Below are 14,278 nucleotides of genomic sequence, written 5' to 3' on the forward strand. Positions count from 1 at the left end.
CGAGCGTTAGAAGAAGTCGCCGACGAAGGGCACCCAAGGTCCGAATGCACTGACAGGGAGCGACAGGAGCTTGGTAAACAGAATGACCGAGGCAGCAGCCATGAACAGACCGAGCAGGATGGAGTGACGCCATTTTGCATAACGGCTAGCGGTGGCGACGCCTGCAATCAGGAGAAACATGGTGGGCGCCAGACCAAGCCCGGAGAGTACCAGACCAAATCCGACAGGTGCCAGGATCACGCAGAAATAGGCTTTCCAGTTCCACGCTTCCGGTTCATCGTCTCCCGCATCGACTATCATCGACTGACAGACGATCAGACTGCCGATCACGATCAAAAGCAGGCTCAGCATGATCGGGAAATAACCCGGTCCCATCTGGAAGGAATTGCCGACTTGCAGTTCTCTGCCGAACCAGATGAACAGTAGGCCGACACAGATCATCGTAACGCCGCCGAGAAAGTCGCGGCCGTTCCTTATTTTAAGCATGGCATGATACTCGCGTGTGAAAGATGTGCCGGCCGGAAAATCCGGCCGGCAGATGGTCTCACTGCAGCGGCACGTTGGCGGCTTTGATGACCTCGGCCCACTTGGCCGTTTCCTTGTCGATGAACGCCTGGAACTCAGCGGAGCTATTGCCGACCGGCGTTACACCCATCGCTTCCAGTTTCGATTTCATCGCGGGATCGGCAATGATGGCCTGCACTTCCTTGCTAAGCTTTTCGACGATTTCAGGGGGCGTGCCTGGAGGTGCAAACAGTCCATGCCACGAGGTCGCCTCGAAGCCGGGGATGACACTTGCCATCGTTGGCACGTCCGGCAGAAGGTCTGCTTTTTCGAGGCTTGTCACGGCAAGCGCCTTGACCTTTCCTGCCTTCACCTGCTGCGCCGCTGTCGGGATATTGTCGAACATCATATCGACATGCCCGCCAACGACATCGAGTATAGCCTGGCTGCTGCCCTTATAGGGCACGTGGGTAATCTTGATGTCGGCCTTGGTCGCAAGAAGCTCGCCGGCAAGATGAATGGATGTACCGACCCCTGAAGACGCGTAGGTGTGTTTGCCTGGCTCCGTCTTCAGAAATGCAACCAGCTCTTCTACCGAATTGGCTTTGATCTTGTCCGGGTTGACCACAAGAACGTTTGGCAGGCTGGCAATCAGGGAGATAGGCGCAAAGCCTTTTTCCTTGTCGTAAGGCAGCGTCTTGTAGAGCGTCTGGTTGATGGCGTTGGAACTGACCGTTCCCATACCAATCGTGTAACCATCCGGCTTGGAGCGCGCGAGGTCACCGAGACCGATATTGCCACCTGCGCCCGGTTTGTTTTCAACGATGAAGCGCTGCCCCAGCCTCTTGTCCAGCTCCTCCGCAACGAGGCGACCGAACGTGTCTGTGTTGCCACCTGCGGCGAAAGGAACGATCACCGTTACCGTCTTGGTCGGGTATTCGTCAGCATGGCTTGCCTGCAGAGCGACGGTACATAGTGCGGCCGTCGCCGCAGCGAGCGTCATGAAACGCTTGAGGTTCATGTTATTTCCTCCACTTTTCTGGCCTCCTGCCAGTGATAACGATCCATTCTCCGAAACCCTCCTAACGAAGAAATGGAAGCGCTTTCATTGTATCGTCAAAAAACGCGCCTGCAAGCATTCAACCCATTTTTTAAATACAACAGATTCAATATGTTGAACTACCCGCGACGATTTTTTCCGACCGCCTCTTGATTGATACAAAAATGAAAGCGTAAATCATTTCTGACAGGAGTGATGACAATGTCCGAACACGACAGGAACAAATATGCCTCGGCAACCGGCCCGGTGACGCTTGCCGATATCGCCAAGCTGGCGGGCGTCTCTCCGGTCACAGTATCTCGCGCCATCAACACCCCTGCCTTGGTCAAACCTCGCACGTTGGAAGCAATTGAACGCGTGATCGCCAAAACAGGCTATGTGCCCAATCTGCTGGCTGGCGGCCTCGCCTCCAGAAGAACGCGCCTGATCGCGGCCGTTGTTCCTTCTGTCGCAAGCACCATCTTTGCCGAGACCATCGAAGGCCTCAATGCCGAGCTGGTATCTGCCGGTTACCAGCTTTTGCTCGGGCTCTCCGGTTACGATCCAGGCCGCGAACTGGAACTGACACGTGCAATTCTCGCGCGGCGCCCGGACGGCATCATCCTGACAGGCATCACCCACATGAAAGAAACCCGTGCCATGTTGACCGGTGCGGGGCTGCCAATCGTCGAGATATGGGATTCCACACCCTCACCGCTCGACACAGCCGTTGGTTTCTCGCATTCCGCCGTTGGGGCGCTGGTCGCCGAACATCTTTTGATCAGGGGCTACGATCGCTATGCACAGGTTGGCGCGAACGATCCACGCGCCGTGCAACGCCGAGATGGTTTTGTTAATCGTCTGAAGGGGATTGCAGAAGTCGAGTTGCCGGCTCTGGAGATGAACTCGCCCTCCACGTTCCGGGACGGGCGCATCGCAATGGCGCAGCTTCTTGATCGTGGTGAAGGCTCACTCGGCGTGTTCTGCTCCTCCGACGTCGTGGCCCACGGTGCGCTGGCTGAAGCTCATGCACGCGGCTGCCGAATGCCGGATGACTTGGCTATCATCGGTTTCGGCGATTTCGACTTTGCGCCTTACACCCATCCACCGCTCACGACTGTACGGATCGATCGCCGCGATATTGGCACGAAAGCCGCAAGATCCATCCTGCGCAAGATTGACGGGGACGAGACCGTGGAAGCGATGATCAACATCGACTTCCACATCGTTGCGCGTGGAACGGCCTGACAGGAACGACTTTACGGCCGGACGCCAAATTCGGCCGTCGCCCGTGTCCAATGTGCAGCCTGCTCCGACAAAGTAATGCCCAGACCTGGACGATTTGGGACCAGCATTCGCCCCCCTTGGATCTCCAGCCGCTCATTGAACAGCGGATCGAGCCAGTCAAAGTGCTCCACCCACGGCTCGAGCTCGTAAGCCGCTGCCAGATGGAGATGAATCTCCATCGCAAAATGGGGGGCGAGCTGCAGTTTTTTAGCCTCCGCCAATGCACATATCTTGAGGAACTGCGTAATACCGCCGACGCGCGGTGCGTCCGGCTGAATGAAGTCCACGGCATTGTTCTGGATCAGCGAGATGTGCTCCAGCACACTCGCCAGCATTTCGCCGGTGGCAATCGGCGTATCGAGCTGCGCTGCTAGTGCCGCATGACCTTCGACGTCATAGGCATCGAGCGGCTCCTCGATCCATGTGAGGTTATAAGGCTCCATGAGCCGTCCGAAACGCATGGCGCTGGGACGATCCCATTGCTGGTTGGCATCGACCATCATCGCTGCCCGCCCGCCAATGCGCTCATGAACCGCCGCGACGCGCTTCAGGTCAACGCTCATATCCGGCTGACCAACCTTGATCTTTATGCCGCCGATGCCGGCGGCAATGGAGTGCTCGACATTCTCCAGCACTTCCTCGATCGGCGACGATAGAAAACCGCCGGAGGTGTTGTAGCATCGAACGGAGTCGCGATGCGCGCCCAGCAATTTTGCCAATGGCAGACCGGCACGCTTCGCCTTCAAATCCCACAGTGCCACGTCGAATGCCGCAATCGCCTGCACGGCCAGGCCGCTACGCCCAACCGAAGCGCCCGCCCAACATAGCTTGTTCCAGAGCTTGCCAATATCGTTAGGATCTTCACCAATCAGAACGTTGGCGATTTCCTTTGCATGTTCATATTGTCCAGGCCCGCCGGCACGTTTGGAATAGCTGAAACCGATCCCGCTATGCCCCTGCTTCGTTTCAATCTCCGCAAAGAGAAAAGCCACCTCGGTCAGAGGTTTTTGCCTGCCGGTCAGAACCTTGGCATCACTGATCGGTGTTTTCAAAGGCAGGAAGATCGATGACAGCCTGATCCAGGCAATACTGTCGCTGCCGACGCTTTGCTGCAGATGGTTTGTCTTTGCCGACTGCGTATCCATGTCATCACCTCGCTTCGCTCCCCACTCGGGGATCTCTTTCCTTGACTGATAGCGCCGCGATCAATTTAAGTCCAAGTTGTTTATTGTTGGATATCTATACCGGATTTGAATAGATGCTGGATTTGACACAGGTTCGCTCATTTGTCGTCGTTGCAACGGAACTGAATTTCAGCCGTGCGGCAAAACGCTTGAACATCACCCAGCCGCCACTCAGCCGGCAAATCAAGTTGCTTGAGCAGCAACTTGACGTCACTCTTTTTGAAAGAAGCAGCAGACGCGTGGTCCTGACGCCTGCCGGCATGGCATTTCTGATTGAGGCACAGAAACTTCTCGAGCTCGGCAACTCGGCGATAACGGCAACAAGAAGGATCGCGCGCGGCAACGTCGGTACGGTAAAAATCGCTTTTGTGGGCGCCACCACTTACAGCTTTCTCCCGCGCTTCATTGCTCAGGCCCGCGCCGCAGCCCCCCATATCGATCTTGAACTGGTGCAAATGGAAACGGCCGAACAGCTTCAATCCATCAATTCTGGTGAGGTTGATCTTGGGCTTTCACGCCCACTCAGCGGCAGCCATCATCTCCAGAGCCTGTGTGTCGAGCGAGAGCCCATGATGCTGGCCATCCCACGCGCACATCCGCTTGCAAGCAAACGGCGGCCTTCACTGACATCCCTGAGTGGCGAAGCTTTCATCATGTTTTCGCCGGCAGCGCGATATCTGCATGAGAAGCTGAACAAGGTGATGACGGAAAATGGTATCACACCCCGTATCGTTCAAAGCATGACCCACTCACAGGCCATTCTCTCACTCGTCAGCGCTGGGATCGGCCTGGCGGTGGTCCCCGCGGGCACTCAGAACGCCTGTTTCGACAATATTGTCTTTCGCGCGATGGACATGCGAGAGGAATGCACGGCAGAGCTTCATGCCATCTGGAGCCCAGACAATCGCAATCCCTTGCTACCGGAAATACGTGACATCATCGCATCTCAGATTGATCCCGGCCGGCATCCATAGGCTTCAGTTTCGCAATCGAAAACGCCGCGACCTGCTGGTCGCGGCGTGCACTTTTTGATCTGCTGGAGCTTATTCGCCCGATTGATCCGCTTAGAATTCCTGCCAATCGTTTGACGTGTCGAGCGCGGCGTTGCCCGAGAAGGCAGATGCAACCTTGCGCGCGAGACTACGGGCTGGAGAGGCTGCCGGTGCATCCTGCTGACCTGCCGGACGTACCGCATATTGAGAACGGGTCGAGAGCTTGAACTGCGACAGCAGAGCATTCAGCGCAGCGGCATCGCGTGCGAGGCCGTGGCTTGCTGCCGTGGATTCCTCCACCATGGCAGCGTTCTTCTGCGTGTCCTGATCCATAGCATTGACGGCCGTGTTGATCTGCTGCAGGCCGGACGACTGTTCCTGAGCCGATTCAACGATTGCGTTCACGTGACGGTTGATCTCCTGCACCTCGGCAACAATGCTTTCCAGCGCCACACCGGTTGCCCCGACCAGTTCCACGCCACTCTGGACCTGCTGGTTCGAATTGTTGATCAGTGCCTTGATTTCCTTGGCAGCATTGGCGGAACGCTGGGCAAGCTCCCGAACCTCCTGAGCAACCACGGCAAAGCCTTTTCCAGCATCACCGGCGCGAGCGGCTTCAACGCCGGCATTCAGAGCAAGAAGGTTGGTCTGGAAGGCGATATCGTCGATGACACCGATGATGTTGCTGATCTCACCCGACGACTTCTCGATCTGCTCCATTGCCTTGACGGCATTCTGGACGACCTCGCCGGATTTCTCGGCACCGGCGCGGGTGCGGGTGACGAGCACGCCTGCCTCATGGGCGCGGCGAGCTGCATCCTTGACCGTCGTTGTGATTTCTTCGAGTGCAGCGGCAGTCTCTTCGACAGACGCGGCCTGCTGTTCAGTCCGCTTGGCAAGATCATCGGCAGCGGATCGGATTTCGGACGAACCGGCCTCGATGCTGCGCGCATTTTCGGCAACCTGCTCCAGCGCCCGCTGAAGTTTGCTGGCCGACGCGTTGAAGTCGTTGCGGACGCCATCGAGAACGGCGGTAAACGGCTTCTCGATACGGTAGACGACATTGCCGTCAGAGAGATTGCTCAGGCCTTCCGCAAGGCTTTCGACAGCGAATTTGACTTCCGATGCTTCACGGGCACGCTGCTGTTCGCGCTCGATGCGCTCGCGCTCGGAAAGGCTGCGGTTGTCTTCGGCTTCGCGCTCGAGGCGGCTGCGCTCAAGGGCGTTGGTGCGGAAGATCGCGACAGCTTCGGCCATCTGACCGATTTCATCCTTGCGATCAAGGCCGACCACCTCGGCATCCGTTTCGCCGGCGGCAAGAGACACCATGCGTTCACGCAGGCGCGCCATCGGCGCCGTAATACCCTTGTGGGCAATCGCCATTGCCAGAACGACCGCAAGACCAATGCCGAGGAGCATGCCAACGATCGCATAGAGGATCGTCGTGGAAACCTCGTCAGAAAGCCGCTTTGCACCGCTATTGAGGATTTCTGCCATTGCGCCGTTGTTGGCGCCAAATTTCGGGGAGAGATCGACAATGGCTTGGTCAAGCTTGCTGGAGAGATCCGCAACCTTGACTTCATCGCCTGCCGTGTGCGCCGCAAGAAGGTTTTCCCCAATCGCCTTCAGACCATCGGCACCGGCGATCAATTCATCGATTGCCGCCTTGCGGCTTGGAACGATACCGGGGATTTGCGCGAGCCGGTCGCGGGCTCCGGCAATTTCCTTGGTGAAACGGGCGGAAAGATCCTTGAATGCGGGTGATGCCGGGTCCTGCGCCAACGCACGGCTAAGCCACGTCGTCGCTGTCCACATGCCTGCGGCACCACGCGGACCGAAGGTCGCAGCATTGCTCTCATTTTGCAGGAAGTTGCCATATGCCTGATTTGCAGCACTGAAACTGTGCGTAACATACAGCAGCCCAGCAAGCGAAATCACGCCGAGAATGGCGATTGTCATCAGAAACTTGGTCTTGATCTTTAAATTTTGCAGCATCGGAAAACCTCAGAGCGGCGCTGAAGAGACGGCACGCTTTGCAACACGTCAGGCGGGAAAGGAATGCAGGAACCGCCGCAGCAGGCGGCGCACATCATGCGCGCGAGGGACCGGGATCGATCGATATGTCCTGGCTCGGACGCTAGGAGAATTGTGATAAGAAAATCTTACTTTTATTGCGATGCAACATGGCCTTTTCGAAAAATATCAACCTCTTACAAAATCTTGTAATGCGGCGTTCCGAACTGCTTAACTATGGAGAGAGGTCAGCACACACGTCATGTTGCAGCGCACAATAGACTGCCGTTAATTCCGCCCCGGGCCATGCTCTAGGCTCCCCCTATGCGGGCAGATTGATATGACATCAAAATCATCTTGAAGGGCACTTTTCCGTGGATTTTACACGCCGCAATATTTTCGCGCTATCTGCTGCTGCCGTGGCAACAGGCGTTACAACAAAGCTTGCCTCTGCACAGGCGATGCCGTTCCAACCGAACGCACGTTACCCGGACCCTGCAGTCCAGATTCTTGATCCGAGCTTTGCAAAATACCGCATCAGCTCCAGCACCCTGGAGCAAGTTGCAACAGGCGCACGCTGGCTAGAAGGACCGGTCTGGTTCGGCGATGGTCGCTATCTGCTCGTCAGCGACATCCCCAACAACCGCATCATGAAATATGATGAGGCCAACGAGACCTGGAGCGTGTTCCGCGATAACGCCAACTACACCAATGGTCATACCCGCGACAAGCAAGGTCGCCTCGTGTCCTGCGAGCATCTGACCCGTCGCGTGACGCGCACGGAATACGATGGTTCCATCACGGTGCTGGCCGACAACTTCAACGGCAAGAAGCTGAATTCACCGAATGACATCATTTGCAAATCGGACGGTTCGCTTTGGTTCACCGATCCCCCCTTTGGCATCGGTGGTGAATGGGAAGGCGAAAAGGCGACGCCTGAGCTACCACATTCCGTTTATCGCATTTCGCCGGAAGGCAAACTGGATCTCGTCACCGATCAGTTGAAAGGCCCCAACGGCCTAGCGTTTTCGCCGGATGAAAAGAAGCTCTACATCGTCGAAGGCCGTGCAGCTCCGCATCGCATCATCTGGTCTTATGACGTCGGCAAGGATGGCGTGGAACTGTCAAACAAGACAGCTCTGGTTACGGCTGATGACAATGGCGGCCTTGATGGCATCAAGGTCGATATCGACGGCAACATCTGGTGCGGCTGGGGAACCAATGGTGCGCCCGGTGCAAAGCCGGAAGACCTTGATGGCGTCAAGGTCTTCAACCCTGAAGGCAAGGCGATCGGCTTCATCAAGCTGCCGGAACGTTGCCCGAACCTCGTCTTTGGCGGTGCAAAGAAGAACCGTCTTTACATGGCGAGCAGCCACTCGGTCTATGCACTCTACGTCGAGACCCGCGGCGCTGTCTGACAGCACGCCTGCCCATTAGAATAAGAAGGGCCGGTCCTGGCAAAGGACCGACCCTTCTCACGTATCGACACGGCGCCGACAGAAAGCCTGAACTAAATCGCGACTTCCCTTCGTTCTCTCGACGCGACGAACGCGGCCTCTATGCAGGCAACAACATGCAGGCCATCCTGTCCGGTAACTGACAGCATCTTTCTATCTTTCACAGCGCCCAAAAAATCTTCCCATTGACGAACCAGAGCTCTGGCGCCGCCATTTTCTTCCAGAGCGTTTTCCAGCATGCGCCATTTATTGCCTTGTCCAAGCGAAACCCCCTTGAAGAAGTCGACGACAATCACGCCGTTTTCACAGATCAGTTCGTCCCCGGAAATGAAGGCGCCATTGCTGAAGCCGATGCTCGTCAACTGTCCGGCAGCCGCTCCGCCGAAATTGAGCAGCAGGAGCGCCGCGTCATCAGCCGCTTGCTGGTGAAAGGCGGTGGTCGAGATCGCGTTGACATGAGTGGCGGGGGTTGGTGCGAAAGCCAACAATCTGTCGAGCGCATGAATTCCCGCAGTAAACAGCATGCCACCACCCATTTCCGGTGAAAGATGCCATTGCCGGCGGTTTTCCTCCATCCAGAACTTGATCATGCGGCTGTGGCCAAATCGCATTGCACCCAGGCCATTTTCTTCCATTGCGCGTTTCGCAGTCAGGAACGGCAAGGTGAAGCGCATCGTGTGACCGGGCATCAAAATAACCCCGGCCCTGTCGGCCGCCTCGATGATCCTGACACAATCGACCACATTCGGGGCCAACGGCTTTTCCACCATGAGATGCTTGCCCGCATCTGCTGCCGCAATCGCGACCTCGGCATGAAGATGATGCGGCAACGAAATGACAACAGCATCGACATCCGGATCGGCCAGCAGATCGCGCCAGTCGAGATAGGCCTTGCCGCCGAACTCTGCCGTAAATGCAGCAAGTCCTTCAGGGTCATTACGGCAAGACGCGACCAGCCGGACACCGGACAGGTGTTTCAAGGCACGCGCATGTTCTGCGCCGAAGTGACCGGCACCGATAATTCCAACCTGCAGCATCTTACTTTTCCCTGCCTGCAGACGCGTAGCATCTGTCGATAATGTCCATCGCGCGCCAGTGGCGCGCGAGCGTTACAGCCGGCTCGCCGCCATCGCGTAACCGCTCGATCGTTTTCGCCATCATGGCGTCGTAACGTCTGGCAACCGGCGTTGCTTGAACTTCGCGGACGCAACCGTCATCCAGCGTGACGATCTCCAGCACATCACCGCGATCACAAAGGCTCGCATTGCGCGTTGAAACACGCCATTCGAAAATCCCCCTGCTCATTGACGCAAAGGTGTATCCGGCTTCGACCATGCCGATGCTGCCATCTTCGGCACGCAGGATCACCACGGCATAGTCTTCGACCGCTGTCCCGTGCATTTTGGGTCCGAAAGACGCACTCACGACGTCGATTTTCTGATTGCCCACCACATCGATGAACGCGTTGACACCGTGGACACCGAGATTTCGCAATGCCCCGCCGCCACTGATCGCCTCGTCCAGTACCCATGCACAACCGTCGTCGACATATCGCTGAGGAGGACCGTTGATCAGGCGGAAATGGGAATGGGAAACCGGTCCAAGTCGCCCGTCTTCCTTCAGCTTTCGGAACTCTTCAAGAAGCGGGCTGTAGCTGTGCGCCAGCGCGACAGCGACAAAAGCGCCAGTCTCCTCCGCCAGATCGACAATCGGTTTCAAAACCTGTCCCGAAACGCCAACAGGTTTTTCAATCAGGATCGGCATTTTGATGGCAATCATTTGCCGGGCAAGATCTGCCATTTCGAAAGGCTTGCCCATGACGACAGCCAGATCGGGTTCCTGTTGCAGCGCCTCTTCAATGCTGCTGACGACCTTTGCACCGTAGGTATCCGCAAATCTCTCCGCTTTCGCAACGTCCGCATCCCATGCCGTCAAAATCTCCGCACCGGATGCCCGCGCAGATTCCGCATGCATCGCTGCATGCCAATGTCCCACCCCAAAGAAGGCCAGCTTCATCGTTCCGTCCAATTTGCTGTTGATATCTGTCGTTCAGATTGATTGTTATCGTCTGCCAAGACCCGTTTCAGACGTTGACAACAAAGACTTCTGCGCGCGCATTGCCTGTACAATCCTCACCGCCGACGATCAGCATTCCGTCGGGCACGGAAAAAGAAATGCCGTAAGCGAGGCCATGCGGGAGTTTTCCAACTTCACGCCAGTCCTTGCCGTCAAATGCGTAGATTTCGTCACGCCAGCTTTTGGTGAGGCCTTCATGCGCATACCAGTTGCCGGCATCGGCGTTTACGCGAGCGCCCTTGAAGTTGACGCCACCGGCAACCAGAATCTGCTTTCCGACATAACCGGCAAAAGCGCCGCCCAATCCCTCCTGCACCTCGTCCGAGGCTGGCTTCGGCAGATCTGTCAGTTGTCGCCAGTCGCACAGGTTTTCTTTGAAACACACGCTCTTGACCGCTGCCGTTCGCAAACCCGGTTTCACCTCGCCGCTGACGAGGATAAAATCATCCTGCCCGATCGTCACCGCTGCGCTGTCGCAGTTCGGCGGAAACGGATTTTGCCCAAGCAAACCCCAGCAATTCGTCCTGGGATCATAGGAAAGCACGTCACCGTTCCAGCGATACTCGTCCGGCGCCATGCTCATGTAGCTGCGTACAAGTCGATCAAATTCCAGCGGGTTCGTGTCCTTGTCCAGAACCGAGAGGTCAGCGAGATATCGGTCGAAAAGCTGCTTGTTGTATCCGCCGACAATGGCAATGCGGCCGTCAGACAGTGATAGCGCTTTTGCACCAGATAGACCGACCGGTGTGCGCGTTTCCACTCTGCTCCAGCTATCGTCTGCAGGGTCGTAGATATGAACGCAGTCGAAGATGATTGCGGACTTGGCGCCCGGCGTCTCCTTTCCATTGCCGCTGAATACGAAAATCCTGCCGCCACTTGCCGCAGCAGCCGCACCGTTTGTCGGCGCACCGGGAAAGGGGGCTCGCCCTTTCCACCCTGCTTCAGGATTTTTCAGATCAAGTGAATAGAGATCTCGACCTGCTGAACCAAGACCGACATAGGCGACGTCGTCAAACTGAACACCAATTCCACCTTTGACCGCCACGGGTAGATCCGGCCATTTCCCTGAAGTGTGCGACGCGGTCAGTTGTGGGGTTTCTTCCGGCGCGGATTTCGTATCCGGTAACACTGCTCTCATCGCGTCCTCTTGCTGCTGCTTTGCTTCAAATATCGATTTGCCACGGTGGAAATCACTCAGATCCCAACCGCACTCGAGGAAGCCCCTTGGGATAGAGGTTTCGCTCCGCCGACAATAGAGACCCAATATCCTGTTGACAGATATCCTACAAGTGGATAATTAACGAGCAACGGGTAGGTTTCAGCCGAAGCCAACCAACCCTGGAGACAGACGATGAGCCTGAAAACGATAAAGCCCCTGCAGAAAGCGCCGCTGTTGCACGTATCGGTGCAGGAGAGCCTTCGGAGCTATATCGACGACAACAATCTGAAAGCCGGCTCTCCACTGCCTCCTGAAGGCGAACTTGCACAACAACTGGGAGTCAGCCGCAACTCCGTCCGAGAAGGCATCAAGGCGCTTGAATCTGTCGGCGTGCTTGAATCGCGCCGGGGTATTGGCGTCTTCGTGAAGGCGTTTTCATTCGAGCCATTGCTCGACAATCTTGCCTACGGCCTCGGTAGCGCCCTGCAGCAGATTGAAGAAGTCATCATCATTCGCAGAACCCTTGAGGTCGGACTGATCGAGAAGACTTTAGCCAGCATCACACCCCGTGACATCCAGGAACTGCGCGATGCGCTCGACAGGATGCGTGAGCGGGCAGAAAAGGGCGAAAGCTTCCCCGATGAGGATAGGCTCTTCCACCAACTGTTATTTCGCTGCCAGGAAAATGAAATCCTGTTGCGGCTGCTCGAAGTCTTCTGGCTCGCTTTCTACAAGGCATCCGACTTCGTGAACCTGAGCAACGCCGACCCAATGCAAACTTGGCGCGAGCACGCGGCAATCGTCGACGCCATAGAGGCTGGCGACATCAAGGCGGCCAAGGAGCAGCTCGATAAACACTACGACGGTATCGAACGCGTCATCCGACACAACAAGACGCCGCCGACTGGAAAATGACATCCGGACTTCAATACCAAAAAAAAGGGGAACCAATGACAACGTTTGCAATTTCACGCCGCGCCCTTTGCCTTGTGGCAGGAGCACTTGCCTCAACCTACTTGATTGGCAGCACGGGTGCGCTGGCGCAATCGGCCACGACAAATCCGGATGCAACGATCCAGGTTGCAATTGCTTACGGTTTGTCTGGAACGTTCGATCCCTTGAATGCGTCGGGTGCCGTCACACAGGCAGCAAACTGGCATGTCTTTGAAGGTCTGGTCGATCTTGATCCTGTAACACGCAAACCCTACGCGGCTCTGGCTGCTGAAATGCCAACCAGCCAGGATGGATTGACCTACACCATCAAGCTGCGCAAAGACGCTGTTTTCCATAACGGCGCCCCTGTCACGGCAGATGACGTGGTTTTTTCGTTCACACGTGTTCTGGACCCCGCGTCGAAATCGCTGTTCCGCTCTTTCGTATCCTTCATCGACAAGGTCGAAGTCGTCTCTGCGGATACGGTGAAGATCACGACCAAATTCCCGTTCTCGCTGTTCAACGAGCGGCTGGGTTCGGTGAAGATCGTACCGAAGGCTGCTGTGGAAGCGGACGCGGACGGGTTTGGCAAGCTGCCCATCGGGTCCGGCCCTTACAAGCTGGTCTCAGCCGTCCCTGAAGCGCAGATCGTGTTCACCCGCAATGATGCCTATACCGGCCCTCGCCCGGCTCTTGCCAAGGAGATGGTCTGGAACCTGATCGCTGATCCGACCGCACGCGTTAACGCCCTGACCTCCGGCACCGTTATAGCCATGGAAGATGTGCCCTATGTCGACGCCGATGCAGTGGCCGCAGCGGCAACGCTCGAAAAGACCCAGTCTTTCGGACTGCTGTTTGCCATGTTCAACACGGCCGCCAAACCCTTCGACGATGTACGTGTCCGCCAGGCATTCTTCTATGCGCTCAACATGGACAAGATCATCGGCACGGGTATGCTTGACAATGCGACTGCAGCAACATCGTTCCTGCCGAAAACGCATCCGAACTACCACCAGGCTTCGACCGTCTACACCTATGATCCTGATAAGGCCAAGTCTTTGCTGGCTGAAGCCGGCACGCCGAAACTAGACATCACACTGATGAGCACGGACCATGGCTGGGTCAAGGACGTGGCGCCGATCATCAAGGAGTCGCTTGACGCGGTCGGGTTCAACACCACGCTCGATATCGGCCAGTCCGGTGGCCAGTACACCAAAGTCGATGCCGGCAAGATGCAGGTCATGATCGCGCCTGGCGACCCCTCGGTCTTTGGCAACGATCCTGATATTCTAATGCAATGGTGGTATGGCGACAATATCTGGCCGACCAAGCGCTTCCAGTGGTCCGCAAGCGCCAAGTACGGCGAACTGACTGGTCTCCTGAATGAAGCACAGCGGCTGACCGGGACCGATCAGCAAGAAAAATGGAACAAGGCGTTCGACCTTCTTTCTGAAGAGGTCCCGCTTTACCCACTCTTCCATCGCCAGTTGCCAACCGCATGGGACGCCGAGCAATTGGAAGGCTTTGCACCGGTGCCGACGACCGGCCTTTCCTTCCTTGGCGTTGGCGTCAAGCAATAATCCGGCACGTTCAGGCGCTGGAAAACCCGGCGCCTGAATTGCCAACTCTTCGAC

General features: G+C 56.6%; 12 protein-coding genes. 5 read left to right on the top strand and 7 right to left on the bottom strand.

The window, feature by feature from the left end; genetic code table 11:
• Positions 1-6: 6 nt before the first annotated feature.
• Both HWX89_RS06735 and HWX89_RS06740 read right to left on the bottom strand, forming a co-directional pair.
• On the bottom strand, positions 7-486 hold the full coding sequence (locus HWX89_RS06735; protein WP_138792248.1) for a tripartite tricarboxylate transporter TctB family protein: 480 nt from the start codon (positions 484-486) through the stop codon (positions 7-9).
• 58 nt (positions 487-544) lie between these two features.
• Entirely contained in the window at positions 545-1,525 is a 981-nt protein-coding gene (locus HWX89_RS06740) for a Bug family tripartite tricarboxylate transporter substrate binding protein (RefSeq protein WP_138792247.1), read from the bottom strand.
• Positions 1,526-1,765: 240 nt separating this feature from the next.
• On the opposite strand from HWX89_RS06740, the gene HWX89_RS06745 reads away from it, so the two are divergent.
• Positions 1,766-2,791, top strand: a complete 1,026-nt coding sequence (locus tag HWX89_RS06745) for a LacI family DNA-binding transcriptional regulator (protein WP_138792246.1) — start codon at positions 1,766-1,768, stop codon at positions 2,789-2,791.
• A gap of 11 nt (positions 2,792-2,802) precedes the next feature.
• On the opposite strand, the gene HWX89_RS06750 is transcribed toward HWX89_RS06745, so the two are convergent.
• A complete protein-coding gene (locus tag HWX89_RS06750) occupies positions 2,803-3,975 on the bottom strand; it encodes an L-talarate/galactarate dehydratase (RefSeq protein ID WP_138792245.1) in 1,173 nt (390 codons plus the stop codon).
• A gap of 113 nt (positions 3,976-4,088) precedes the next feature.
• Here HWX89_RS06750 and HWX89_RS06755 point away from each other — a divergent pair, with 113 nt between their 5' ends.
• Complete coding sequence (locus HWX89_RS06755; protein ID WP_138792244.1) at positions 4,089-4,988, top strand: LysR family transcriptional regulator; 900 nt, start codon at positions 4,089-4,091, stop codon at positions 4,986-4,988.
• 90 nt (positions 4,989-5,078) lie between these two features.
• Here the strand turns inward: HWX89_RS06755 and HWX89_RS06760 are convergent, their stop codons facing one another.
• Entirely contained in the window at positions 5,079-7,001 is a 1,923-nt protein-coding gene (locus HWX89_RS06760; RefSeq protein WP_138792243.1) for a methyl-accepting chemotaxis protein, read from the bottom strand.
• Positions 7,002-7,393: 392 nt separating this feature from the next.
• On the opposite strand from HWX89_RS06760, the gene HWX89_RS06765 reads away from it, so the two are divergent.
• Complete coding sequence (locus HWX89_RS06765; RefSeq protein ID WP_138792242.1) at positions 7,394-8,437, top strand: SMP-30/gluconolactonase/LRE family protein; 1,044 nt, start codon at positions 7,394-7,396, stop codon at positions 8,435-8,437.
• A 92-nt stretch (positions 8,438-8,529) separates the two neighbouring features.
• On the opposite strand, the gene HWX89_RS06770 is transcribed toward HWX89_RS06765, so the two are convergent.
• From HWX89_RS06770 to HWX89_RS06780, 3 genes are all read right to left on the bottom strand, one after another.
• On the bottom strand, positions 8,530-9,513 hold the full coding sequence (locus tag HWX89_RS06770) for a Gfo/Idh/MocA family protein (protein WP_138792241.1): 984 nt from the start codon (positions 9,511-9,513) through the stop codon (positions 8,530-8,532).
• A 1-nt stretch (position 9,514) separates the two neighbouring features.
• Positions 9,515-10,492, bottom strand: coding sequence for a Gfo/Idh/MocA family protein (locus HWX89_RS06775; RefSeq protein ID WP_138792240.1), 978 nt, complete (start codon positions 10,490-10,492; stop codon positions 9,515-9,517).
• A 67-nt stretch (positions 10,493-10,559) separates the two neighbouring features.
• Positions 10,560-11,690, bottom strand: a complete 1,131-nt coding sequence (locus HWX89_RS06780; RefSeq protein ID WP_138792239.1) for an N-acetylneuraminate epimerase — start codon at positions 11,688-11,690, stop codon at positions 10,560-10,562.
• A gap of 213 nt (positions 11,691-11,903) precedes the next feature.
• On the opposite strand from HWX89_RS06780, the gene HWX89_RS06785 reads away from it, so the two are divergent.
• Both HWX89_RS06785 and HWX89_RS06790 read left to right on the top strand, forming a co-directional pair.
• Positions 11,904-12,626, top strand: coding sequence for a FadR/GntR family transcriptional regulator (locus HWX89_RS06785; RefSeq protein ID WP_138792238.1), 723 nt, complete (start codon positions 11,904-11,906; stop codon positions 12,624-12,626).
• Between the two features lie 35 nt (positions 12,627-12,661).
• Positions 12,662-14,224 (top strand): ABC transporter substrate-binding protein, encoded by a 1,563-nt coding sequence (locus tag HWX89_RS06790; protein WP_138792237.1) that lies wholly within the window; start codon positions 12,662-12,664, stop codon positions 14,222-14,224.
• Positions 14,225-14,278: the final 54 nt, after the last annotated feature.

The sequence above is a fragment of the Rhizobium sp. RM genome (genome assembly GCF_013390595.1).
Lineage (GTDB): Bacteria > Pseudomonadota > Alphaproteobacteria > Rhizobiales > Rhizobiaceae > Agrobacterium.